Consider the following 24,690-nt stretch of genomic DNA (forward strand, 5'->3'; position numbering starts at 1 on the left):
GTGCTAGCGTGCGACGAGAACTCCCGATCACCGTCGGGAGAGTGAAGTCAAACTCATGGGGGGAAGAGCATGGGGGCACACGCGCGTCGCGCGTCCCACTGGCGAGCACCCGCAGCCGCTGCCGTCGTCGGCACCGTGGCTGCGATGCTTGCTAGTCCACCCGCCTCGGCGGTCAACCTTGTCGGTGACACGGGCTACGGCAACCTCAAGGGCGCCGCGTTGGCCGGCTGGTCCGACACATTGGGAATTTCTGCCGTTCAGCTGGCGAGCGGTAAGCGTCTGGTCCTGAGCCAGGCGCCGGCGTCGACTCCGGGCGGGACGCCCGGAGCGATCTCGCTCACGCAGTTCAAGGCCGACGGCACCCTCGACACGTGGGGCACGGGCAGCAGCGGCCGGGTGGACCTCACCAACAACGGCACCACCACGGCCGGCGTGACGGTGTCCGAGCTCCTGGTCAACACCACCGACAACTCGATCTGGGTGGTCGGCAAGAAGGCCAGCGACATCGTCACCTGGCACCTCGACGCGACGGGTCTTGCCCTTGCGGGCGGTTCCGTGCTCACGGGCAACGTCGCGACGACGGGTATCGCGGCCGGTTACGCGCCGGGCTTCTTCATCGTCGACGCGGCGCTGGACAGCAACGGCAAGCTGGCGGTCGCGGTGCAGGCGTCGAGCACGACGCTGAGCCCGACCAACTACGCCCGGGTCTACAAGCTCCTGGCCACGGGCGCGCTGGACACGGCCAACTTCAACACGACGAGTGGCTACGTCGACGTTCCCGCGGCAGCCGGTCGGAAGGTGCTGTCGCTGGGCGGCATCGGCTATGGCGCCTCGGACGTTCTCTTCGGCACCGCCCAGGTATCCGGCGCCACTGCGAGCGACGACACGGAGTCGTCGGTCTACCGGATCGCCTCGACTGGCGTCGCCGATACGACGTTCGGTAACACGACGAACTCCAGCGGCTCTGGTGAGTCGATCGCCATCGAGGCTTACGCCGAGGCGCAGTCCCCGAAGTGGCAGAACGAGTCGCTCTCCGACGTGATCGCGGTGGACTCCAACGCGAACCTCCTGGTCTCCGGAAAGGCCGGTAACGGCTACTTCCTCGCGAAGATCAACACCGCGACCGGGCAGGGCGACCTGCAGGGCGCATTCGGCAACGACGGTGTGACCTCGATCGCGGCCAGCCCGGCCGGTGCGGGCGACCCGGAGATCGCGGTCGGCGGCAGCCCCACGCGCTACTGGCTGGCCAACGACGCGGCCGACGGCACCGCCGAGGTGTTCCGCTGGACGCTCTCCGGTGGCATGGACCCGGCCTTCGGGAACAACGGCTACCAGCGTCTGCAGTCCAGCGACTTCGGTCACCTGGGCAGCGTCACGGCCGAGCCGATCACCTTCTCGGCCACCTCCACGACCACCGCGCCGATCAACACGCCGATCGTCGGTGCCGGTACCAACCGTCAGGTGACGGGTGGCTACCGCTACGACGCGGCCGGATGGAAGCTGGTCGCGCCGTCGGCTCCGCCGGTGATCACCGCGCCGACGATCAGCTCGGACAACGCGGCTACGCCGATCGCCTCGACCGGTGTCGACGTCGGTGACACCCAGCAGTTCTCGGTCACCTTCACGAGCAACGTCACGCCGACGATCGAGTGGCAGTGGGCGGCTCCGGGCTCGACCAACTGGCAGCCGGTGCAGAACGGTGGCATCTACAACATCGCCACCACGTACACGCCGACTTCGACCTACGCGACGACGCTGAAGATCTTCACCAGCTCGACCGCGCAGAACGGAACACAGTTCCGCGCAGTGGCGACCAACAGCGCCGGCACGAAGGTGTCCGCGGTGGGCACGCTGCCGATCAAGGGCTACCCCGTGATCACCACGCAGCCCGCCGGTGACTCGGTCTTCGTCGGTGCGACGAACGTCAAGTTCTCGGCCGGCTTCACCGTGCCCGGTGGCTCGGCCGTCACGTCGGCTCGCTGGCAGGTCCTGAAGGTCGGACACAACGACTGGGAGGACGCCAGCGGCACGAACTACGTCACCAGCTCGCCGGTGGCCACCAGCCCGTCCGTCCTGACGGTCGCGAAGGTGGACTCGTCGCTGAACGGCGCCAAGTTCCGCGCCATCATCGGCACGGCGACCGGCAGCGTGGCGTCGAACGTGGCCACGCTGCAGATCACCGGCGCGCCGGTGATCTCGCACCAGCCGGAGAACACCTCGGTCGAAGAGGGCAAGGAAGCCACCTTCTGGGTGCAGGCGTCGGGCAGCAGTGCGCTGACCTACCAGTGGCAGTGGAGCAAGAGCGGCGCCGACGACTCGTTCGCGGCGGTTCCGGGCGGCACCAGCCCGACCCTGAAGTGGCCGAACGCGAAGCTGTCGGACAGCGGCACCTACTTCCAGGTGAAGGTCACCGACGCCAACGGGAACTTCGAGTACTCGTTGAAGGCCAAGCTGACCGTCACCGCGAAGGGCGCTGTCCACGCCCCCGCGTGGGGTGACTACGACGGCGACGGCAAGACCGACATCGCCAGCTTCAAGGACGGCTCGTTCTACTGGAACGGCGCCGAGAAGCCGGAGACGTTCGGCCAGGCCGGGGACAAGCTGATCGTGGGCAACTTCGACAGCGACAAGGCGGCCGACAAGGCTGTCGTCCGCGGCAACACCTGGAAGACGGACGGCAACCCGGACGTCTCGTTCGGCAAGTCGACCGACTGGCCGGTCTCGGGTGACTTCGACGGCGACGGCATGACCGACGTCGCCGTGTGGCGTCCTTCGAACGGCACCTGGTACGTCAAGGGCGGCATGACCGTCGAGTACGGCAAGGCGGGCGACATCCCCGTTCCGGCCGACTACGACGGTGACGGGTCCGACGAGATCGGCGTGTGGCGTCCCTCGAACGGCACCTGGTACGTCCTCGGTATGAAGGCCATGTCCTGGGGCAAGGCCGGCGACATCCCGGTCCGCGGCGACTGGAACGGCGACGGCAGCGGCGACATGGCCGTCTACCGTCCGTCGACCTCGACCTGGTACCCGATGGGGGCCAAGTCGGTGCAGTACGGCCGGGCGGGCGACGTCCCGCTGGCCGGTGACTTCAACGGTGACGGCAACTCGGACATCGCCGTCTACCGTCCGTCCAACACCACCTGGTACTTCACCACGATGGACGCGGTGAAGTTCGGTGGCTCGGGCTGGTGGCCGGTGACCGGCGTCAAGTGACGCTGATCTAGAACCACCACGTAGTAAGGCGGGGCCCACCCTCACGGGGGTGGGCCCCGCCGCGTGTCTCCGGGGACGGGTGGTGCAGGGGCAACCGGTAGCCTGGGGGCGCACGCTCGTTCGATGGAGGAGTATCCGCTGACCGTTCCGTCCCGTTCCGCGGTTCGCGTCCGGGTCCCGGCCAAGATCAATCTGCATCTGGGTGTCGGGCCGCTGCGCGACGACAACTTCCACGATCTGGCGACCGTTTTTCATGCCGTGTCGCTCTACGACGAGCTGACGCTGGAGTGCGGCCCGCCGGGTGTCCGCCTGGTCCTGCAGACCCCCGACGACGACGTCCCGACCGACGAGCGGAACCTCGCGGTGAGGGCGCTGACGGTCCTCGCGGAGTACGCCAACATCGAGCCGGCGGTCACGGTGCGGCTGCGCAAGGGCATTCCGGTGGCCGGGGGCATGGCCGGTGGTTCGGCCGACGCCGCGGCCGCGCTGATCGCCGGCGACGCGCTGTGGCAGCTGGCCACGCCCCGGGAGAAGCTGCACGAACTCGCCGCGCGGCTCGGGTCCGACGTGCCGTTCGCGCTGCTCGGCGGCGACGCGCTCGGCACCGGCCGGGGCGAGCGGCTGACCCCGCTCACCCACCCGTACCAGCGGCACTGGGTGTTCGTCACGGCCGCCGAGGGGCTCTCCACCCCGGCCGTGTACGCCGAGTCCGACCGGATCCGCGGCCCGGTCGAGGCGTCCGACCCCGAACCCGTGATCAAGGCCCTCGACGAGCCGGATCCGCAGGCGCTCGCCGACGCGCTGTGCAACGACCTCCAGGCCGCCACGCTGGCCCTGCGTCCGGAACTGCACGACGTCATCGCGGCCGGGGAGGCCGCCGGCGCGCTGAAAGGCATCATCTCCGGCTCGGGTCCCACGTGCGCCTTCCTCGTGCGGGACGCCGCACACGCCCAGCAGGTGGCTGAACGATTGAATTACCCGACAAAAACCGCGCACGGCTCGGTCGACGGCGCACAGCTGGTGACGCACTAGTGGCCGTGAACCTCGTCAACCTCGAGAACGTCAGCGTCAGCCTCGGCACCCGGACGCTGCTCGACCAGGTCTCCCTCGGGGTGGGGGAGGCCGAACGGATCGGCGTCGTCGGTCTCAACGGGGCCGGCAAGTCCACGCTGCTGCGCGTCCTCACCAAGGAGTACCAGCCCGACTCCGGCCGGGTCACCCAGCGCGGCGACCTCCGGCTGGGGCACCTGACCCAGTCGGTGAACTTCCCCGACGACGCGATCGTCCGCGAGATCGTGCTCGGCGGCTCCTTCGACGCCGAGCACGAGTGGGCCGGCGACGCGCGGATCCGCACCGTCCTGGACGGCCTCGGGCTCAACTCGATCGGCCTCGACGCGCCCGTCGCGAAGCTGTCCGGCGGCGAGCGCCGCCGAGTCGCGCTGGCGGCCCTCCTGATCAAGGACACCGACCTGCTCGTCCTCGACGAGCCCACCAACCACCTCGACGTCGAGGGCGTCGCGTGGCTGGCCGAGCACCTGAAGTCCAAGCGCGGCGGCCTGCTGGTCGTCACCCACGACCGGTGGTTCCTGGACGCGGTCTGCACGCGCACCTGGGAGGTCACCGAGGGGCGGGTCGAGCAGTACGAAGGCGGGTACGCGGCCTGGGTGCTGGCCCGGGCCGAGCGGTCCCGGCAGTCGGCGGCGGCCGAGGAGCGGCGGCAGAACCTGATGCGCAAGGAGCTGGCCTGGCTGCGCCGCGGCGCCCCGGCCCGCACCAGCAAGCCGAAGTTCCGCATCGAGGCCGCGAACGCGCTGATCGCCGACGTTCCGGAGCCGCGTGACACCGTCCAGCTCAAGCGGCTGGCCGGCACCCGCATCGGCAAGCAGGTCTACGACGCCGAAGACGTCTCGCTGCGTTTCGGCGACCGGACCATCCTCAACCACATCACCTGGCGCATCGGCCCGGGTGACCGGTTCGCGCTCGTCGGCGTCAACGGCGCGGGCAAGACGACGCTCCTGCGCCTGCTGGCCGAGCAGAACGAGCCGGACAGCGGAGAGGTGAAGGTCGGCAAGACCGTCAAAGCGGCCTACCTCTCCCAGGAGGTCACCGAACTACCGCCCACGCTGCGGGTGCTCCAGGCCGTCGAAGAGGTGGCCCAGCGGCTGACCGTCGGCGACCGGGACCTCACCGCGTCCCAGCTGGCGGAGATGTTCGGGTTCTCCTCCGCCCGGCAGTGGACCCCGGTGGGCGACCTGTCCGGCGGCGAGCGGCGGCGGCTCCAGCTGCTGCGCCTGCTGATGGCCGGGCCCAACGTCCTGCTGCTCGACGAGCCGACCAACGACCTCGACATCGACACCCTGCAGGCGCTGGAAGACCTGCTCGACTCGTGGCCGGGCACGCTCGTGGTGGTCAGCCACGACCGTTACCTGGTCGAACGGGTCACCGATCAGGTCTGGGCGCTGCTCGGCGACGGCGCGCTGCGGATGCTCACCGGCGGCATCGACGAGTACCTGGAGCGCCGGGCGGCAGCAGGTGCGGGCAGCGGCCGCGCCGGCGCCGCCGAGGCTCCCCGCCCCGCGGTGAGCCCGGCCGTCGGTGACGCGCCGACGGCCGCGGACCAGCGGGCGGCCAAGAAGGAGCTCGGCCGGCTCGAGCGGCAGATCTCGAAGCTCGAGGAACGCGAACGCAAGCTCCACGACCGGTTGGCCGAGAACGCGACCGACTTCGCGAAGGTCGCGGAGCTGGACGCCGAACTCCGCACTTTGCAGGCCGAACGCGAGGCCGCCGAGGAATCATGGCTGGAGCTCTCCGAGTCCGTGTGATCCACCGCACGGATTCACCGGATCGACGACACCTGGTCGACGGTCAGCCGATGAGATCGGGCAGAATCCACAAACCGAGTCTGGCGCAGAAATTGGGAGGACCCCGAATGTCCCACCTACCGGTCGACCATCCGCTTCGTGGCCTGTACCGGGGCCTGACGATCGTCACCGGTGCGGCCTCCATCGCGTTCGGCGCGACCGCGCTGGCCACGACGTCGGGCAATGGCTTCACCGACCCCGAAGGCGAGAAGGTCTGGGGCCTGATGGCCGCCAACCCGGCCGCCGGCGTGCTCTGGATCGTCGTCGGCGCGATCGCGGTGCTGGCCGCGCTGGCCGGTCGCAACATCGACGCGAAGGTCAACTCGGTTCTCGGCCCGGTGCTGTGGGTCGTCGGGACGATCGGCCTGTGCCTGATCCGGGGGGAGAACAACTTCCTCGCGTGGTCGGTCACGAACGTCTGCGTGATGTACCTGCTCGGCACGCTCTGGTTCACCGCGGCGCTCTACAGCGGCGTCTCCGGTTCGCAGCCGGTCAGCCGCCCCGAGGCGGCGGGCCGCGTGGCCGAGGAAGCTCTCGGCGCCGCCAAGTAGCTCATTGAACGGCCGGCCCGGGAACGGGCCGGCCGTTCGTGTGTTCAGTCTTCGGCGACCCGCAGCCGGGGCTTGGCGTCCAGGTTCGACAGGCCGTTCCACGCGAGGTTGACCAGGTGGGCGGCGACGACCTCTTTGTTGGGCTTGCGGGCTTCGAGCCACCACTGACCGGTGAGCGCGACCATGCCGACGAGCGCCTGGGAGTAGATGCCGGCGAGCTTGCTCTCGTAGCCGCGCCGCTTGAACTCCTCGTCCAGGATGTGCTCGGCCTGGCTGGCGATGTCGCTGATCAGGCTGGAGAACGTGCCGGCCGAGGTGGCCACGGGGGAGTCGCGCACCAGGATGCGGAAACCGTCGGTCTCGTCCTCGATGTAGGTCAGCAGCGCCAGGGCCACCTGCTCCAGCAGGATGCGCGGGTGGCTGCTGCTCAGCGCGTTGGTGATCGTCTCGAGCAGGTGGCGCATCTCGCGGTCGACGACGACCGCGTAGAGGCCCTCCTTACCGCCGAAATGCTCGTAGACCACCGGTTTGCTGACGTGGGCGCGGGTGGCGATCTCCTCGATCGACGTCGCTTCGAAACCACGGTCGGCGAAGAGCTTCCGGGCGATCGTCAGCAGTTGTTCGCGTCGCTCCTTGCCGGTCATCCGGACCCGGGCTCCGCGGCCGGACGGGCTGCGTTCCTGATCGGTCACATCAACATCCTGTCAGTCCGGCCGGACCACGTGTGCGGACCGCCCCCGAACACAACAGCCCCCGCGTGGGACGCGGGGGCTGTCACGGGGTGCTCAGGCGGCTTCGGCCACCGGCTCGTTCCGGCGGGACTCGAAGCGCTCACGCTTGGGCCAGCGGACGTCCCACACCCAGCCGGCCTTCTCGAACAGCCAGATCAGGCGGGCCGAGGTGTCGATCTGACCCTTGTCGACGCCGTGCCGGGCGCAGGTCGGATCGGCGTGGTGGGAGTTGTGCCACGACTCGCCGAAGCTCAGGATCGCCAGCGGCCAGAAGTTGTGCGCCTTGTCGTTGGAGCGGTACGGCTGCTCACCCACGACGTGGCAGACCGAGTTCACGGCCCAGGTGACGTGGTGCACGAGCGCGATCCGCACCAGACCGGCCCAGAAGTACGCGGTGACCGCGCCCCACCAGGACCAGGTGACCAGACCACCGATGAGGGCCGGGCCAAGCAGCGAGAACAGCATGATCGGCACGAAGTTCTTCTGGATGCGCCGGATGTCGGGGTCGCGGATCAGGTCCGGGGCGAACCGGCGCGCGTTGGAGTTGTCCCGCTCGAACAGCCAGCCGACGTGCGCCCAGACCAGGCCCTTGAACAGGCCCTTGGTCGACTCGCCGAAGCGCCACGGCGAGTGCGGGTCGCCCTCCTGGTCGGAGTACTGGTGGTGACGCCGGTGGTCGGCGACCCAGCGGATCGGCGCGCCCTCGACCGACATGGTGCCGGCGACCGTCAGCGCGATCCGCATCCAGCGCTTGGCCTTGAAGGCGCCGTGCGTGAGGTAGCGGTGGAAACCCACGGTCACGCCGAAGCCGGTGACGACGTAGAACACCGCGAAGATCGCGACGTCCACCCAGGTGAGGCCCCAGCCCCACGCCCACGGCACCGCCGCGATCACCGCGACGAACGGCACCACGACGAAGAACCAGAGGAACGCGATCTCGATGTTGCCCTTGCGGCCGAAGATCAGCGGACGCTGACCCGATCGCTTGGGAGCCTCGGCGGCCGCCGGAGTGGCGGTCTCCTCAGCAGCCGTTGCGGACGTCGGAGTCAATGGCCTTCCCCTTCAGCTTCGAGAACCAGTCACGTGGACGCCGGATCGAACCGACGCCTACGGAAGCGTAACCTACGCCCCCGTAGGTTTGGCAAGGCCGACGCTCTGAATCGGGGCCGGGGGATATCGCCAGCCGCCCGAGGCGTGGCTGTGGAAGAATCAAGGAGCATTCGGCCGTGGTGTAATAGGCAGCACAGCGTCTTTTGGTGTCGCTTGTCCGGGTTCGAATCCTGGCGGCCGAGCCCCTTCTGGCCCCGCTCTCACTTTGGGTGAGCGGAGCCGTGCTCACTTCGAGCTACAGCTAGCATGCGGGCGGAGTGATCACTGCCGCCTAAATCCCCAGGAGACCCGTTGTGACGAGCCCGGCCCGACCGGCTGCCGTCGTGGTCCTCGCCGCCGGCGAAGGCACCCGGATGAAGTCCGACACCCCGAAGGTCCTTCACGAGCTGTGCGGACGCAGCTTGGTGGGGCACGTGCTAGCGGCCGCCGGCCGGCTCGAACCGGCCCACCTGGCGGTGGTGGTCGGCTACCAGCGTGAGCGGGTCGCCGCGCACGTCACCGGCGTGAACGAGCGCATCGTCACCGCGGTGCAGGACCAGCAGAACGGCACCGGCCACGCGGTCCGCTGCGCGCTCGCCGAGCTGCCCGACCTGGACGGGCCGGTCGTCGTGCTCAACGGTGACACCCCGCTGCTCACCGCCGAGACGCTGCAGGCACTGGTGTCCACGCACGTTGAGGCCGGCAACGCGGCCACCGTGCTCACCGCGTCGGTGCCCGACCCCACCGGTCTGGGCCGCATCGTCCGCGACACCGACGGCCGCGTCCAGCGCATCGTCGAGCACCGCGACGCCACCGCCGAAGAGCGCACGATCGCCGAGATCAACTCGGGCATGTTCGCGTTCGACGCCAAGCACCTGCGCGCGATGCTCGACCGGCTCACCACCGACAACGACCAGGGTCAGGAGTACCTCACCGACGTCCTGGGCCTGCTCGTCGAGGACGGGCACCCTGTCGCCGCGATGGTCGCGCCCGACTACCGCGAGACGCTCGGCTGCAACGACCGGGTCGAGCTCTCGGCGCTGCGTGCGCTGCTGCGCGACCGGCTGGTCACGGTCGCGATGCGCGCCGGTGCCACCGTGATCGACCCGGCCACCGTCTGGCTCGACGTGGACGTCGTGCTCGGCCGGGACGTCGTCGTGCACCCCAACGTGCAGCTGCGTGGCGCCACCGTGATCGAGGACCGCGCCGAGGTCGGCCCCGACACGACGCTCGTCGACACCAGGGTCGGCGCCGGTGCCACGGTCGTGCGCACCCACTCCAACCAGGCCGAGATCGGCCCCGAGGCAACCGTCGGCCCGTTCGCGTACCTGCGGCCGGGTTCGGTTCTCGGGCGCAAGGCCAAGGTCGGTACGTACGTCGAGACGAAGAACGCGACGATCGGCGAGGGCTCGAAAGTGCCGCATCTCACGTATGTGGGCGACGCCACGATCGGTGAGCACTCGAACATCGGCGCGGCCAGCGTCTTCGTCAACTACGACGGGGTGAACAAGCACCACACCACGATCGGCGACCACGCCCGCACGGGTAGCGACACGATGTTCATCGCTCCGGTGAACGTCGGCGACGGCGCCTACACCGCGGCCGGCTCGGTCATCACCGACGACGTCCCCCCGGGTGCCATGGCCGTCGCGCGGTCCCGCCAGCGCAACATCGAGGGCTGGGTCGAGCGCCGCCGGCCGGGCACCGCGGCTGCCGACGCGGCGGCGGCTGCTCGGCGCGTCGCGTCCGAGGAAGGTACGGTCGAATAGTCGTTTCGTCCTGCCGCATCCGCGCAGTGACCACCGAGTACCCCCCTCATCCTCCGCCGCCCGGCCGCACTGAAAGCGACGCAGAACCGATGGCTATTCATGCCAAGAGCCGGAAGAGTTTGGTGCTCCTGACCGGTCGAGCCGCACCGGAGCTCGCCGCGGAGATCGCTGTCGATCTCGAAACCCACGTGACGCCGACGCGTGCGCTGGAGTTCGCGTCCGGTGAGCTCTTCGTGCGGTTCGAGGAGTCGGTCCGCGGGTCGGACGCGTTCATCATCCAGAGCGTGTGCGCACCGGTGAACCAGCACCTCATGGAGCTGCTGCTGATGCTGGACGCGGCGAAGCGCGGCTCGGCCAAGCGGGTCACGGTCGTGCTCCCGTGCTACCCGTACTCGCGGCAGGACAAGAAGCACCAGGGGCGGGAGCCGATCTCCGCCCGCCTGGTCGCCGATCTGCTCAAGACGGCCGGCGCCGACCGGATCCTCACCGTCGATCTGCACACCGCCCAGATCCAGGGGTTCTTCGACGGACCGGTCGACCACCTCTTCGCGCTGGATCTCCTGGCGAACTACGTCAAGGAGAAGTACGCCGGACGCGAGCTGACCGTGGTGGCGCCCGACTCCGGGCGGGTGCGTGTCGCCGAGCGCTGGACCGACGTGCTGGGCGGCACGCCGCTGGCGTTCATCCACAAGACGCGTGACCCGCTGGTGCCGAACCAGGTCGTGATGAACCGGGTCGTGGGTGAGGTCAAGGGCCGCACCTGCATCCTGGTCGACGACATGATCGACACCGGCGGCACGATCGCCAAGGCCGCCGACGCGCTCAAGGAAGAGGGCGCGGCCGACGTGGTGGTCGCGGCCACTCACGGGGTGCTCTCCGACCCGGCCACCGAGCGGCTCAAGAACGGACCGATCAGCGAGGTGATCCTCACCAACACGCTGCCGATCGGTCCGGAGAAGGAACTGGACAAGCTGACCGTGCTCTCGATCGCCCCGTTGATCGCCCGCGCGATCCGCGAAGTGTTCGACGACGGCTCGGTCACGAGCCTCTTCGGTGGAGCCAGTTAGAGACCGGCTGACCCCGGGTTCGTCTTGTACGGCCTGGGCAAGATAGGATAGTCGGGTTGCCCGGCGAGGGGGCTGTGTCGCAGGCTCCGTGATCGACGCGCTGATTGTGGATGCGTCGTCTGCGGTGCCCACGACACGGCCCCTCGCCCAACAAGCCATCGATACTCACGCTTGCGTTCGAGGAGTTAAGTCGTGTCCGAGGTCCGAATCGCCGCCGAGCCGCGCACTGAGTTCGGCAAGGGCGGCGCACGTCGCACGCGCCGGGCCGGAAAGATCCCCGCCGTGCTGTACGGGCACGGGCAGGCGCCTCGTCACATCGCGTTGCCCGCCCGTGAGTTCACGAACGCCATCAAGCATGGCGCCAACACCCTGCTGACGATCGAGGTCGACGGCGGCAAGGAGCTCGCGCTCGCCAAGGCCGTCCAGCGCGACCCGATCAAGCAGTCCATCGATCACGTCGACCTACTGCTCGTCCGCAAGGGCGAGAAGGTCACGGTCGAGCTCGCGGTGGTTCTCGCCGGCGAGGTCGAGCGGGGCGGCCGGGTCAACCAGGACCTCACCTCGCTCACCGTCGAGGCCGAGGCCACGAACATCCCCGACGGCGTCGAGGTCAACATCGACGGCCTGCAGATCGGTCACCAGCTGCTCGCCAAGGACGTGGCGCTGCCCAAGGGCGTCACGCTGATCACCGACCCGGAGGCCGCGGTCGTCGGCGTCGTCGCTCAGCAGAGCGCCGCGCAGGCCGAGGCCGAGATCGAGGCCGCCGAGGCCGAGGCCGGTATCGAGCGCGACGAGAAGCAGACCGCCGACGCCTGATCCTCAACCAGCCACACCCCGGCCGGAGTCCCGTAACAGGGCTCCGGCCGGTCTCGTGAGGGAGTAAAGAATGGCCGACGGCCCCTGGCTCGTCGTCGGGCTGGGCAACCCCGGCCCCAAGTACGCCGGCAACCGGCACAACGTCGGGCAGATGGTCGTCGACCTGCTGGCCGAGCGGATCGGCGGCCGGTTCACCAAGCACAAGTCCCGGGCCGAGGTCGTCGAGGGCCGCCTCGGCGGTCACCGGGTGGTGCTGGCCAAGCCCCTGTCGTACATGAACGAGTCCGGGGGCCCGGTCGCCGGCCTGCGCAGCTACTACCGGGTTCCGCCGGAGCAGACGATCGTCGTCCACGACGAACTCGACATCCCGTTCGACAGCGTGCGGCTCAAGCGCGGCGGCGGCGACAACGGGCACAACGGCCTGCGGTCGATCTCGAGTTCGCTGGGCACGAAGGACTACCTGCGGGTGCGCGTCGGCATCGGGCGTCCGCCCGGCCGTCAGGACCCGGCCGACTTCGTGCTGCGTGACTTCAGCTCCACTGAGCGCAAGGACCTGCCGCTCCTCGTCGACAACGCCGCCGACGCCGCCGAGGCACTTCTGGGCGCCGACCTGGCCACCGTGCAGAACACGTTCCACGCGAGGTAGATGCGCGTTTAACGCGTATATTGTCCGGTATGTCGGGTGAGACGGTTGATCAGCTCTGGAACTCACTGGTCGACCAACACATGGACGCCATCTGGGGTATCGCGACCACGGCCGGGCTCGATCTCGCCGAGGCGTCGGTCATCTCGCAGCTGACCTGGCTCCGGATGGCCGAGCGCTGGACGACCGTCCGTGCGCTCGCCCGCACCAAGGACCCGTCGCTGCACCCGGTGGAACAACCCACCACCCAGGTCGACGAGTGGATCCTGCACACCGCCCGCTCGGAGGTCGACGCGTGGCTGCGTGACGAGCGGCGGCGCAGCCGGGAGGCGCTGTTCGCCGACGGCGGTGTCGTCCGGATGGCGCCCGGCTTCCAGCCCGCCGAGCCCGGCTTCCAGCCCGCCGACGCCGGCGGACCGACTCGATGACCGACTCGGCCCGCATCGTCCGACTCGCCCCGCCGGCGCCGGAGACCGAGCCGCTGCCGGAGCTCGAGGCGGACGAGGTCGAGGGCCTCACCGAGCTGATCGACGCCGACGAGACCGTCGCTCCCCGCCCGGCCGGGATCCGGAGGGCGAACCTCACACCCGACGAAGCCGCGATGCTCGTCGGCGCGGCGGCCGGTGGTGACCGGAGCGCCTGGGACGCCCTCGTCGACGCGTACGGCGGCCTGATCTGGGCCGTCGCGCGCAACCACCGGCTCAGCCCCGGCGACGCCGGTGACGTCAGCCAGACGACGTGGCTGCGGCTGGTCGAGAACATCGACCGGCTGAGCGACCCCGCCCGGGTCGGGGCCTGGCTGGCCACGACGGCCCGCCGGGAGTGCCTGCGACTGCTGGGCCGCTCGAAACGCACGGTGCTCTCCGGCGAGGAGCTCGATCCGGGCACCGACCGGCTCCGGCTGGCGGCACCCGAGGCGGACGCCGCGCTGCTCGCCGCCGAACGCGACGCCGAGATGCGTAGCGCGTTCGGCCGCCTCACGCCCCGCTGCCGGGAGTTGCTGCAGATGTTGCTGCTCGACCCGGCACCCAGCTACGAGGAGATCTCCGCGGCGCTGGACATCCCGGTCGGCAGTATCGGCCCCACCCGTGGCCGGTGCCTGGAGAAGCTGCGAGGAATCGTGGAAGGCACGGGTATCAATCCGGCGGCGGCCGGCTCTTCCTAGGAGGTAGCAGTGTCACCGGAACCGTTGCGCAGGGCCCACTCCGCCGAGGAGGACGCCCGCCCGTGGGATGTCCGGGTGGACGAAGGAGGGCCCGTGAACGTGGTGCCAGAGTCGGTGCGGGACGCCGCGCGTCGTGCGTTCGACGCGCGACCGGTCGACACGCTCGTCGCGGACCTGATGTTCGATTCGATCCTGGACCACGACCGGCGGGCCGCCGCGGACCCCACCGTGCGCACGATGCGTTTCGGGCACCGGAGCGGCGGGGCCGACCTGCGCGTGACCGACCAGGGCAGCGGGCGCCGGATCAGCCTCGAGGTGCTCCCGGCCCAGCGGGCGTCGGCCGAGGTCAGGTGCGCAGGCAGCACGTTCACGATCACGACCGACGACGACGGGCGCGCGGAATTCGACGTCCCGATCGGGCTGTTCAGTCTGGTGCTGCGGCCGCTGCGCTCACCGCAGGCGAAACCGTTGCAGACGTCGTGGGTCCGGCTGTGACCGGACACCGACCCCCATGTTCACCGGACCCGTCACCCACTAGCCTCGAAATAACCAGCGCCGTGTGGTGTCGAAAGAGCGGCACCGGGTTCAGGGGGTAGCTCAGTGACTTCGGACGCGGACACCGAGACCATCGCAGCCCGGATGACCTGCGATTCCGACGTCGAGTTAGCGCGTCTGCTGGCGACTCACGCCGGGGTGATCCTGCTCCGCCTGCGCAAGGGCAAGCGGGTCCCGGCGAGCCGCCTGAAGGCGGACGGTGACCGGCGGTCGCACGATTTCCTCACCGCGGCGCTGGCGAAGCTGCGCCCGGGCGACGCGGTGCTGTCCGAGGAGGGCGCCGACGATCACGCCCGGCTCGAGGCCGGGCGCGTCTGGATCGTCGACCCGCTCGACGGCACCCGGGAGTACTCCGAGCTCGACCGGGACGACTGGGCGATCCACGTCGCGCTGTGGGAGAACGGCGAGTTGACCGCGGGCGCGGTGGCACTGCCCGGCCTCGGCCCGACGCTCACCAGCGAACTGTCGCCCCGGCCGCGCCCGGCGGCGGCACAGCCACGCATCCTGGTGAGCCGCAGCCGCCCGCCCGCGTACGCGGAGACGGTGGCGGAGAAGCTCGGCGCCGAGCTCGTACCGATGGGCTCGGCGGGCGCCAAGGCGATGGCGGTCGTCCGCGGCCAGGCCGAAGCGTACCTGCACGACGGCGGCCAGTACGAGTGGGACTCGGCGGCGCCGGTGGTGGTGGCCAGGGCGGCGGGGCTGCACACGTCCCGGGTGGACGGCAGCCCGCTGCGCTACAACAACCCCAACCCGTACCAGCCCGACCTGCTGATCTGCCGCCCCGAGCTGGCCGACCCGATCCTGCAGGCGATCGCCACGGCGAAGTGAACGGGGCCCGGCACCGGCCGGGCCCCGCCTCGTCTACCAGCCGCCCCAGGGGTCGCCCCAGTCCGACCACGGCTCACGCTCGTGGCCCCAGTCGTCCTCGGCCCACGGGTCGGGCTGTTCGGCGCTGCGGCCGACCGTCGCGGTCACGGCCGGTGAGGCCGCACCCGCGGTGCCGTGCCCGTCGACGGCGCGCACCGTGTAGCGCACCGACGTCCCCGCGGTGAGGCCCCGGTCGACGAACGAGTAGGTCTTCTTCGTCTCCCACGGCTTGGCCGAGCCGTTCACCCGGTATACCACGGTCGATCCCCGGTAGACCTGATAGGTCACGGTCGGGTCGTCGAGGTCCTCGACCCCGCGCCAGGTGACCGTCACCTGGTCCTGCCCGCTGTTCTGCACCGTCGGCGCGGCCGGCGTCGACGGGGCGATCGACTTCGCGGTGAGCGTGAAGCGAGTCAGGCCCTGCTGCGGCTTGTTGTTGACGGTGGTGAACTGTCCACCGACCCAGATCGACCGGCCGTCGCTGGCCAGCGCCCGCGGCCCCAGCTTCGACACTGACCGGGTCGCCGGGATGTTCGGGTCACCGCCGTTCGTCGACGGGAACCAGTACTGGATCGACGTGCTCGAGCCACGCGTGGTCTGGGCCAGCAGCCGGTAGTAGCGCGGCTCCGGCATGTCGGTGGCCTGCTCGGGGAAGCCGCCGTCGGTGTCGTTGCAGTTGTGCGCGTGCGAGCCGGTGTAGAGCAGGTCGCCGTGCAGCGTCGCGGCCCAGCTGGCCCCGAGGCAGCTGTCGAACCACTTCAGCCGACCGGTGCCCGGATCGACCGCGGCCCGCCCGTCCCACGTCCCCTCGCCGTTCGCCGTCATGTAGACCGCGTTGCCGTCCGCCACCAGGTCGGTGATGTAGGACGTGCGTGGCACGCCCCGCCACGCCCAGGCGGTGCTCCGCCCGGTGGTCGGGTTCACCCCTCCGAGGGCGTGCTGGGCGACGCCGTTGAGCCGGTTGTAGTTGCCGCCGACGACGAGGCGGCTCTGGTCCGCCGAGAGGCTGAGCGCGATCACCTCGGCGTCCGCGCTCGCGTTGAACGCGGTGAGCGCACCGCTCGACCGGTCGAACGCGGCCAGGCGGGTACGGGCCGCGCCGCCGGCCTGGGTGAACAGCCCACCGGCGTAGACGGCCCGCGAGCCGACGGCCAGCGCGCGCACGCGTGAGTTGATCCCGGTCGGGGTGAAGCCGGCATCGAGCGGGGCGTTGTCCCGGGACACCCCGAACGCCGCGATCTTGGTCCGGACCTGCCCGTCGACGTGCGTGAAGTCACCGGCGACGTAGATCGACGACCCGTCGGGCGACGCCTTGATCCGGTAGATCGTGTCGCAGCTGTAGACCTGCGAGTCCCAGTCGACGTCGCAGCTGACGTCGGGCTTCGCGCCGCTGAACGTGTGCTGCGGCGAGGTGAACTTGTGCGAGAGCGGCAGCAGGTCGCCGCTGTTCGCGTCGAACGCGGCCAGGTTGTCTCGGGCGACCTCACGCGTGCCGGGCGCGGCGCCGGGCGGTCGGACGGTCGAGAAGTTCCCGCCGATGTAGATCACGCCGCGGACGTAGGTGACGGCCCAGACGATGCCGTTCGTCTGCCACGTCGGCTGGGCGTCGGCGGTGAAGACCTTTGTCGACGCCGTGCCGGCGGCGGTCGCGGGGCCGGACGGGACCAGCCCGATCGCCGCGCACAGCAGTGCCAGCGCGGCTGCGGCGCGCCGTAGTCGTACGCGGGGGTTGGAGGGAGGACGCACTTTTCTCCTATCGGTCCCAATCAAAGGGCGTTCCGAGCAGTTCGGTGAGGCGGGCGTTGAAAGGGCGGTAGTAGTCGACGAGCCGGGCCCTGGTCGCCGCGGACATCGGCGGCACCGGGAGCTTGTTGTGGTGGGCCAGCCGGGGCGGCTCGACCACCGGCAGGCTCAGGAACTCCTGCACCGCGCGATACGCGCCGTTCGCGTCCGAGCGCAGGTCCTCGAACGGCAGGATCAGCAGCTGGTCGCGGCCGAACCGGTCGAGCCAGGGGACGAGTTGCTCGGCGTAGCGGCCCCGGGCCAGGTAGCTGTGCCAGTCGTGGTGGGCCGAGTAGTAGCCGGGATCGGTCAGGATTCGCTCGGTCTCGCCCCGCAGGCGCTCGTCCTCGGCGTCGATCGCGGCCTCGAACGTCGGGAGGCCTTCGGCGTTCGAGCCGCGCCGCTCCCAGTAGTTCGAGTAGGCCCGGTCCACCGGGTTGCGCAGCAGAACGATCAGCCGCGCTTTGGGCACCGTGTGCCTGACCCGCTCCGGGGCCAGTGGGTGGAACAGGTAGTACGGGCTCGCCTCGCCGGTCAGCGGTCGGATCCCGCTGCGCTGGGCGGCCCGCTCGAGGGCGGTGTGGCTGGGGAAGTGGGAGCGGTACCAGCGCTCGCCCCGGCCGTAGTGGATGTCGAAGTAGTGCGGGCTCTTGATCTGCTGGAGCGACGGGAACATCGGCGCGACGTTCGGGTGGCGCACCAACCAGTTCCACACCGACGTGGTGCCGCCGCGCTTGGTGCCGATGATCAGAAAGTCCGGGAGCGCACGCTGCTCCGCGGTGTGCTCCCCGAAGCGGCGCACGGCCCGGCGGACGGCCCGCTTCACCGGCCGGGGCACGTGACGCTTCGCGGCACGCAGCGGATCGGGAACCTCGACGTGGCGAAGCATGCTCATCGGTTCTCCTTGCTGGATCGGGGGCCCACCTTCGGGCGGCGCGGTCGCAGTCGGTCGAGGGGGAGTGCCGCCGCGAGGTCCGCGAGCGAGAACTCCTCGCGGTGGCGCCACAGCAGCGCGAGGTACCCGGCCGTGCCGAGCAGGACCACGACGACGGCGGCCGGGAAGTCGTGCCCGGCGACCAGTTGGTAGAGCCCGGCCGGGACGACGAAACACAGGGCCCCGACGACCGCCGCGCGCACGAGCGGACGGGACAGCGTCCGGACGCCCACCGAGCGTCGGACGATCAGGGTCACCGCGATGTTCTCGCCGACCACCGCCGCGCCCTTGGCGATCGCCGCGCCCAGGACGCCGTAGCGGGGGATCAGCACGACCGCGAGCACCACGCTGAACGTCAGCGACGCCGCGGTGACCACCAGGGTGAGCGTGGAGCGACCGCTCATCAGCAGCAGCGTCGACACCGGGCCGGTGGCCAGATTGACCAGGGTGGCGGCGGCCAGGATCGCCAGCGCCGCGCCGCCGGCCTGGAAGCCAGGGCCGAACATCCGCAGCACCTCGGTCGGCCAGGCGGCGAAGACCAGGTAGAGCGGGAACGAGACGACGGTGATCCAGACCGACGCGGTGCGGTGCAGGTGCTCGACACCGTCGAGATCGCCGACCGTGAGGAGCCGGGCGAGCGTGGGGGCGATCGCCAGCCGGAGGGCCTGCAGGGCCAGCGTCCCGGCGAGAGCCAGGCGCAGCGCCGCGTTGTAGATACCCGCCTCGGCGACGCCGGCCAGCGCGCTGACCAGGATGATCCCGGAGTGCATCCCGGCGATCTCGCACGCCGACGCCGCCGCCCGCGGCGTCGCGAACCGCCACAGCTCGCGCCAGGTGGCTTTCGCGCCCACGTGCTCGGTGGACGGTTCGTCGCGGACGGAGCGGAGCGCGCGGTGGGCGAGGACGGCGGCCCAGAGGCCGCCGAGGACGGTCGGGACCGCCCAGGCGATCGTCGTCCACAGGACCGGGCCCGCGGTGAGCTCGGCGCCCGGCCACCGGCGGTGGGCCACGGCCAGCGCGATCCCGACGAACGCGCAGCGCAGGGCCGGTTTGGCGATGCTCTCGACGACGGTGAGCGGCACCACGCTGCCCAGGCCCCTGGTGACGGCGAGCGCGACGTACCCGGTCGCGGCCAGCGGCACGGTGGCCACACCGACCCGGATCAACCACACCGCACCGGCGGGGGCCGGGTGTTCGAAGACGACGTCGACCAGGTGCGGTGCGGCCCACCAGGCGAGCGCGGCGAGCAGCGTCGTTCCGGCGAACACCGGTGCGAGCGCGGCCACGGCGGCGGCGTCGATGTCCCGGGCGCGGCCGAGTGCCCGCAGCCGCGGCGCCATCCGGACCAGCGCGGTGTCGGTGCCGAACCGCCCGGCGACCGCGAGCGTCATCGCCACCGCGACGACGACCGAGAACGCGCCCGCGCCGGCCGCGCCGAGCCCCCGGCTGACCTGGACGACGAGCGCGAACCCGAGGACGGCGGAGGCCGCCGACCCGATCAGGCTGATCGTGCCCGCCCGGGCGATGCCCCGCAGTTCGGCGCTGCGCCGGTCCTCGACCGCGGTCATACCGGGACCCGGTCCCTCGACGCCGTGCGCCCGGCCGCGAGCAGCAGGCCGGCGACCGACCACGCGGTGATCATCAGCACCGGGTTGCGGATCGGGTAGTCGACCATGAGGTGCACGGACAGCGCCGTGAGCGCCCCGGTGCTCCCGGCCACGAGCCCGAGTGCCCGCCGGGCCGCTCCGGCTCCCACGGCGGGTTCGGCTTCCGCGTGGGGCCCGGCCCCCGCCCCGGCCCCGGCCTCGGTCTCGGTCCCGGCCGCGGCGCGGCGGAGGCGGCGGGCGCTGACCAGGGCGGACAAGCCGCAGCTCCCGGCGAACCCGACGCCCGCGAACAACCCGACGACGCCGGTCTCGGCGCCGATGTGCAGCAGCGCGTTGTGGGCGTGCAGCCGGGGCGCGAACTGGATCACCGACGGCGACTCGGCCGCGAGCGTGCTGAACGATCCCGGCCCGTTGCCCAGCACCGGGTGCAGCCGGAACTGACGCACGGCTTCCCGCCAGGTGATCGGCCGGACGTCGTGAGGGTTCGCGGCCCGGTCGTCGATCACCGCGATCCGATCGGCGACGACCTCGACCAGCCCGGCCGCCGGCCCGCCACGCACCTCGGTCGGAGCGGTGAGGCTCACCAGCACACCGGCCGCGACGAGCGTCGCTCCCAGCGCGGCCCCGGCCAGCAGCGTCCGCCGCACCGCGGAGTGCATCAACGCGACGACGATCAGTCCGGCCGCGGTGCCCAGCCACGCCCCCCGGCTCAGCGACAGCACGAGCGCGGCCGCCGCGCCCGCCCCACCGCCGGCGGCGAGCACGCGCTCCCAGCGGTGCGGCGCCGCGAGGAACCAGCCCACCGCGAGCAGCACGATGAGCGCCGCGTAGCACCCGAACTGGTTGGGGTCGGCGAAGATCGACTGCGCCCGGTTACGGACGACGGCACCCCCGTAGACCGGTTTCAGCTGCTCGGCCTGGCTCAGGATCGGCAGCGTGACGGTCAGCGAGCCCACCACCGCGGTGCCGACGAGCGCACGCAGCCGCGCGGGTGAGGTCGCCACCAGCAGCACGGCGACGAGGAGCAGCAGCCCGGCCGCGTAGGTCGCGGTGACCTTCGTGCCGCGCAGCGGGTTCGCGGCGACGAGCGTCGACGCCGCCGCGGCGGCCACGAGCCCGGCGCCGAACCAGAGCGGCGCGACCGTCGTGCGGCGGTCGAGCACCGCGCCGACCGGTAGCCGTCCCGCGAGCACCCAGGCCGCGGTGACGGCGATCGCCGACACGCAGACCAGGTGGATGACCTCGAGCGTGCCGCCGGTGCCGGGCAGGGGCCGGTCACCGACCGCGGGACCGGCGAACACCAGCGCCACCGCGATCAGCGGCAGTGCTGCGCGTACCGGAGGTCCGGTCACGGTTCCGCCTCGATGACCTGCCCGGCACCGGCCGGTTCGAGCGGTGGGCCCTCGAACCCGCGCGCGAGCGGGCGGGGGATCACCGTCCAGGCGTCGCCGTCCCAGCCGTAGGCCCAGTGCTCGGGGGCCGTCCGGTCCTCCGCGGGTGGGGGCTCGGCGTCGTACCGGCCGGTGGCCGTTCCCAGCAGCGCCTCGGCGGTGCCGACCAGCTTCGCGCCGTCCTTGAGCAGCGCGGCCAACGGCACCAGCGGGATCACCAGCGGTGACTGCCCCCGGCGCAGCACGCGGGCGACCGGGAGCGAGAAGTACCCGGCCGCACCGGCCAGTGCCAGCAGCCGCCCGGTGCGCCCACCCCAGGTCAGTGCGGCCGCGGCGCCGAGATACCCGCCGAAGCGGATGGCGTCGCGGCGCAGCAGCCACCCCGAGCGGCCGGTGCCACCGCCCCGGCCGTAGCCGCGGAACTGCACGAACGCGGCGCCGACGTCGTGGCGTTGGTACCAGGTGACGGCGGCGTCGAGCGTCAGCGTGGTGCGGGCGCCGAGCTCGCGGACCGCGCGTCCGAACGCCTCGTCCTCGGCGGTACGGAGGTTCTCCGGGAAACCTCCGGCGGCGTGCCAGACCTCCCGGGTGAAGCCGACCGACCGGCCGTCGACCCTGGCGGCGGAGAACGCGCGCCCGAACAGCCGTCCGTAGATCGCCCGGAACGCGGTCCGGCGGCGGAGCTCGACCGGGTCCGGCCAGTTCATCGCGGCCATCGCCGGCTCGAACCAGCGGTCGGGCCGGACCGCGGCCGAGTACACGCCGACGTACAGCTCGACCGGCCGCTCCGACGGGTGCTCGCCGCCGCCGAGCGGGAGCCGCCGGGCCGCCGCGGCGGTCTCGGCGGCGGCCGCGCGGAAGCCGTCGAGCCAGCTCGCCGACGGGGTGCAGCCCGCGTCGGTGCAGGCGATGAACTCGTGGCTGGCCGCGGAGACGCCCCGGTTGCGGCTGTAGCCGATGCTGCCGCCGCCGTGCCGGACCAGCCGGATGCGGGGGTCCTCGGTGTGCCAGGCGGCGATCCGTTCCGCGGTCCCGTCGGTGGAACCGCCGTCGACCAGCACGTATTCGTCGTTCGGGCCGAGCTGGGCGGCGAGCGTCCCGATCAGGCCGTCGATCGCCGCGGCCTCGTCGAGCACCGGGCTGACCACGGTGACCGGCGGTGCGTCGGCCCGGTTCAGCCCGGCGCCGGGTCGGTGGGCCACCTCGGCCAGTACCGCGGCGAAGCGCGCGGCCTGGGTGGTGGCGTCCGGGTGGTCGGCCGCGCGGCGGCGGCCCTCCGCGCCCAGCGCGGCCCGTACCTCGACGTCGCTCAGCGCGCCCAGCGCACCGGCGAGGGCCGGCGGGTCCGCCGGCGGCACCAGCAACCCGGCCGACCGGCTCACCGCGCCGAACGGCCGCGCTCCGACGCGACGCGCGACCGGGCCGCCGTCGTCGACCGCGATCACCGGGACGCCGGCCAGCTGGGCCTCCAGCGCGGTGAGCCCGAAGCCCTCCCGGCCGGGCGTGCGTGGGCCGTCGGGGCGCGTGAGCACCGCGACGGCGTCGGCGCCGGTCAGCAGACGCCCGACGGCGGGAATGCTCTGGCGCAGGTGCACCCGGTCGGCGACGCCCCAGTCGGCGGCCAGCGAGGCCAGCCGGTCGCGTTCGTGCGGCCGGGTCGGGTCGTCCGGGCCGACGGCCAGCAGGTCCCAGTCGCGCGCCTGGGGCTCGGCGAGCGCGCGGATCGCGGTGTCGACACCCTTGTACGGCACGAACCGGACCGGCATCGCGAGCAGCAGGCGTTCGCCGGCCGGGACGTTCAGCCCGCGCAGGATGCGTACCGCCTCGTCGCGGCCCACCGGCGGCGCCGAGCGGGGCGGCGTGATCGTCAGGGTGTCCGGACGCCGCGCGGCGACCGCGACGTCGTCGGCGGTGGCCACCACCCGGTCGGACGCCTTCGCGAGCCGGCCCGCCAGTCGTCGGTCGAAGCTGTGGTCGTGTTTGACCCAGACCGACGGGACGCCGACCAGGCGAGCGGCCGGAGCGACCACGCACTGCGCCTTGACGCCGTTGCCGACCACGACGTCCGGGTCGAGCTCACGCAGCGTCCGGACCAGCCGGGCCGCGGCCCCCGCGACGGCCGCGCCGGTGCGCCCGGTCGGCTGCCGGATCACCGGGACGCCACGCGCGTTCAGCTCCTCGCGCAGCGGTCCGTCGCCGAGCATGACCACCCAGGGGTGGAGCCGCTCGGTGTGGTCGAGCATCGAGAGCAACCAGGACTCCGCCCCGCCCAGGACGCCGCTCGGCGTCACGATCAGAGCGCGGAGCGGCGGGGTGATCGGGAAGTGCGCCATGGCTGCTGGTCCTCCCGGGAAGCGCCTTGAACCTTGGGCGTGGCGTGGCTCGCGTCGGTGGCTCCGGCTGTGGCACGCTCACTGGTCGCCTCGGTCGTTTTAGTCTCTTTACGCCGATAAAAGCAAGAATGAGCCACTTTCCGGTTCTGGAGGGTTATTAGTGTCGTCCGTCCAGGTTCTTCACGTGTCCCACGCGGTCAACACCGGTCTGGCGCACTGTGTTGCGGACTACGTCGAGTACCAGGCCAAGCACGGAGCCCAGGTGACCGTCGCCTGTCCGGGTGGGCGGCTGGCCACGCTGGCCGGCGCCCGCGGCGCGGACGTCGTCACCTGGAAGGCGGCCCGCGGGCCGGGCCCGGGGATGCTGGCCGAGGCGGGTGCGTTCCGCCGGATCTTCGACGAGGTCCGCCCCGACGTGGTCCACCTGCACTGCGCGAAGGCCGGGCTGATCGGGCGGTTCGTGCTGCGGGGGCGGGTGCCGACGGTGTTCAGCCCGCACGCCTGGTCGTTCCTCGCCGTGGAGGGGGCGATGCGCCGGGCGGTGCTCGGCTGGGAGCGTTTCGCGACGCGGTGGACCGACGTCGTGATCTGCGTCAGCGCCGCCGAGCGGGACACCGGGGTGGCGCACGGGCTCCACGGGCGGATGGAGGTGCTGCCCAACGCGGTGCTGCCGACCGCGATCGAGCCGATCCGGGCCCGCCCGCGGCCGGCCGTGCGCGAGGCGTTCGGGCTGGAGCCGGGTGTCCCGGTGGCGGTCTGCACGGCGCGGCTGGCCCGGCAGAAGGGCCAGGACGTGCTCGTCGACGCCTGGCCGGCGGTGCGCGCGGCCGCGCCGGGAGCCCGGCTCGTGCTGGTGGGGGACGGGCCGTCCCGACCGGCGCTGGAGGCGGCGGTCGACGCGGCCGGGGCCGAGGGGGTCACGTTTACCGGGCCGGTGGACCGCGAGGTGGCCTTGAGCTGGCTGCACGCGTCCGACGTCGTGGTCTGTCCGTCCCGGTGGGAGGGCATGTCGCTGGTGCCGCTGGAGGCGATGGCGCTCGGGCGGCCGGTGGTGGCCACCGCGGTCGACGGGATGGCCGAGTCGGTGCCGCCCGGAACCGGGTGGATCGTTCCTCCGGAGGACCCCGAAGCGCTCGCGGGCGCGATCGTCACGGTGTTCGGCGACCCCGAGGGTGCGCGGTCCGCCGCCGACGCCGGGCGCAGGCGGGCGGCGTCCGCGGCCGGCGGCGACGACTCGTCGGCCCGGCTGCTCGACCTGTACGGCGAGCTGCTCCGGGGCCGCCGCCCACCGGCCGAGGTGGGCACCTGACCCG

20 protein-coding genes and 1 tRNA gene are annotated in these 24,690 nt (G+C 71.7%); 14 read left to right on the forward strand and 7 right to left on the reverse strand.

The window, feature by feature from the left end; translation table 11 throughout:
- Positions 1-144: 144 nt before the first annotated feature.
- The 4 genes from CRYAR_RS42685 (at position 145) to CRYAR_RS04770 (ending at position 6,628) form a co-directional block, all read left to right on the forward strand.
- The gene (locus CRYAR_RS42685) at positions 145-3,216 is read left to right on the forward strand and encodes an immunoglobulin domain-containing protein (protein ID WP_169744994.1); all 3,072 of its coding nucleotides are present in this window, start codon (positions 145-147) and stop codon (positions 3,214-3,216) included.
- Positions 3,217-3,339: 123 nt separating this feature from the next.
- Complete coding sequence (locus tag CRYAR_RS04760; RefSeq protein ID WP_051569748.1) at positions 3,340-4,248, forward strand: 4-(cytidine 5'-diphospho)-2-C-methyl-D-erythritol kinase; 909 nt, start codon at positions 3,340-3,342, stop codon at positions 4,246-4,248.
- A 5-nt stretch (positions 4,249-4,253) separates the two neighbouring features.
- Positions 4,254-6,038 carry an ABC-F family ATP-binding cassette domain-containing protein gene (locus tag CRYAR_RS04765; RefSeq protein WP_035860676.1) on the forward strand — a complete coding sequence of 595 codons (1,785 nt, stop codon included), beginning with the start codon at positions 4,254-4,256 and terminating at the stop codon, positions 6,036-6,038.
- Positions 6,039-6,145: 107 nt separating this feature from the next.
- Positions 6,146-6,628 carry a hypothetical protein gene (locus CRYAR_RS04770; protein WP_051569749.1) on the forward strand — a complete coding sequence of 161 codons (483 nt, stop codon included), beginning with the start codon at positions 6,146-6,148 and terminating at the stop codon, positions 6,626-6,628.
- A 44-nt stretch (positions 6,629-6,672) separates the two neighbouring features.
- Here the strand turns inward: CRYAR_RS04770 and CRYAR_RS04775 are convergent, their stop codons facing one another.
- Positions 6,673-7,272: a TetR/AcrR family transcriptional regulator gene (locus CRYAR_RS04775; protein ID WP_084701744.1), complete on the reverse strand. Its 600-nt coding sequence runs from the start codon at positions 7,270-7,272 to the stop codon at positions 6,673-6,675.
- Between the two features lie 141 nt (positions 7,273-7,413).
- Positions 7,414-8,409 carry an acyl-CoA desaturase gene (locus tag CRYAR_RS04780; protein ID WP_035848692.1) on the reverse strand — a complete coding sequence of 332 codons (996 nt, stop codon included), beginning with the start codon at positions 8,407-8,409 and terminating at the stop codon, positions 7,414-7,416.
- Positions 8,410-8,579: 170 nt separating this feature from the next.
- Between CRYAR_RS04780 and CRYAR_RS04785 the strand changes: the two genes are divergently transcribed.
- The 9 genes from CRYAR_RS04785 to CRYAR_RS04825 all read left to right on the forward strand — a co-directional run bounded on the left by CRYAR_RS04785 (position 8,580) and on the right by CRYAR_RS04825 (position 15,291).
- A tRNA-Gln gene (locus tag CRYAR_RS04785) sits at positions 8,580-8,651 on the forward strand.
- A 111-nt stretch (positions 8,652-8,762) separates the two neighbouring features.
- Positions 8,763-10,217, forward strand: coding sequence for a bifunctional UDP-N-acetylglucosamine diphosphorylase/glucosamine-1-phosphate N-acetyltransferase GlmU (gene glmU / locus CRYAR_RS04790; protein WP_035848693.1), 1,455 nt, complete (start codon positions 8,763-8,765; stop codon positions 10,215-10,217).
- 89 nt (positions 10,218-10,306) lie between these two features.
- A complete protein-coding gene (locus tag CRYAR_RS04795; RefSeq protein WP_035848694.1) occupies positions 10,307-11,284 on the forward strand; it encodes a ribose-phosphate diphosphokinase in 978 nt (325 codons plus the stop codon).
- 192 nt (positions 11,285-11,476) lie between these two features.
- Positions 11,477-12,100 carry a 50S ribosomal protein L25/general stress protein Ctc gene (locus CRYAR_RS04800; RefSeq protein ID WP_035848695.1) on the forward strand — a complete coding sequence of 208 codons (624 nt, stop codon included), beginning with the start codon at positions 11,477-11,479 and terminating at the stop codon, positions 12,098-12,100.
- Positions 12,101-12,170: 70 nt separating this feature from the next.
- Positions 12,171-12,746, forward strand: a complete 576-nt coding sequence (pth, locus tag CRYAR_RS04805; protein WP_035848696.1) for an aminoacyl-tRNA hydrolase — start codon at positions 12,171-12,173, stop codon at positions 12,744-12,746.
- Between the two features lie 29 nt (positions 12,747-12,775).
- The gene (locus CRYAR_RS04810; protein ID WP_035848698.1) at positions 12,776-13,171 is read left to right on the forward strand and encodes a hypothetical protein; all 396 of its coding nucleotides are present in this window, start codon (positions 12,776-12,778) and stop codon (positions 13,169-13,171) included.
- Positions 13,168-13,908 carry an RNA polymerase sigma factor gene (locus tag CRYAR_RS04815; protein ID WP_211247266.1) on the forward strand — a complete coding sequence of 247 codons (741 nt, stop codon included), beginning with the start codon at positions 13,168-13,170 and terminating at the stop codon, positions 13,906-13,908. Before CRYAR_RS04810 ends, CRYAR_RS04815 begins: the two co-directional genes overlap by 4 nt.
- Before the next feature lie 93 nt (positions 13,909-14,001).
- Positions 14,002-14,403, forward strand: a complete 402-nt coding sequence (locus tag CRYAR_RS04820) for a hypothetical protein (protein ID WP_035848699.1) — start codon at positions 14,002-14,004, stop codon at positions 14,401-14,403.
- A gap of 144 nt (positions 14,404-14,547) precedes the next feature.
- Positions 14,548-15,291, forward strand: coding sequence for an inositol monophosphatase family protein (locus tag CRYAR_RS04825; protein ID WP_035860683.1), 744 nt, complete (start codon positions 14,548-14,550; stop codon positions 15,289-15,291).
- 33 nt (positions 15,292-15,324) lie between these two features.
- On the opposite strand, the gene CRYAR_RS04830 is transcribed toward CRYAR_RS04825, so the two are convergent.
- The 5 genes from CRYAR_RS04830 to CRYAR_RS42690 are packed head-to-tail and all read right to left on the reverse strand — an operon-like array spanning position 15,325 to position 23,377.
- Positions 15,325-17,076 (reverse strand): fibronectin type III domain-containing protein, encoded by a 1,752-nt coding sequence (locus CRYAR_RS04830; protein ID WP_035848700.1) that lies wholly within the window; start codon positions 17,074-17,076, stop codon positions 15,325-15,327.
- A gap of 7 nt (positions 17,077-17,083) precedes the next feature.
- A complete protein-coding gene (locus CRYAR_RS04835) occupies positions 17,084-18,007 on the reverse strand; it encodes a sulfotransferase domain-containing protein (protein ID WP_063725659.1) in 924 nt (307 codons plus the stop codon).
- Positions 18,004-19,614, reverse strand: a complete 1,611-nt coding sequence (locus CRYAR_RS04840) for an oligosaccharide flippase family protein (RefSeq protein WP_051569751.1) — start codon at positions 19,612-19,614, stop codon at positions 18,004-18,006. Before CRYAR_RS04840 ends, CRYAR_RS04835 begins: the two co-directional genes overlap by 4 nt.
- Complete coding sequence (locus tag CRYAR_RS04845; RefSeq protein ID WP_035848702.1) at positions 19,611-21,005, reverse strand: O-antigen ligase family protein; 1,395 nt, start codon at positions 21,003-21,005, stop codon at positions 19,611-19,613. Before CRYAR_RS04845 ends, CRYAR_RS04840 begins: the two co-directional genes overlap by 4 nt.
- Entirely contained in the window at positions 21,002-23,377 is a 2,376-nt protein-coding gene (locus CRYAR_RS42690) for a glycosyltransferase (RefSeq protein WP_051569752.1), read from the reverse strand. Before CRYAR_RS42690 ends, CRYAR_RS04845 begins: the two co-directional genes overlap by 4 nt.
- 184 nt (positions 23,378-23,561) lie before the next feature.
- On the opposite strand from CRYAR_RS42690, the gene CRYAR_RS04855 reads away from it, so the two are divergent.
- Positions 23,562-24,686: a glycosyltransferase gene (locus CRYAR_RS04855; RefSeq protein ID WP_051569753.1), complete on the forward strand. Its 1,125-nt coding sequence runs from the start codon at positions 23,562-23,564 to the stop codon at positions 24,684-24,686.
- Positions 24,687-24,690: the final 4 nt, after the last annotated feature.

This window comes from Cryptosporangium arvum DSM 44712, from assembly GCF_000585375.1.
GTDB classification, from domain to species: Bacteria; Actinomycetota; Actinomycetes; order Mycobacteriales; family Cryptosporangiaceae; genus Cryptosporangium; species Cryptosporangium arvum.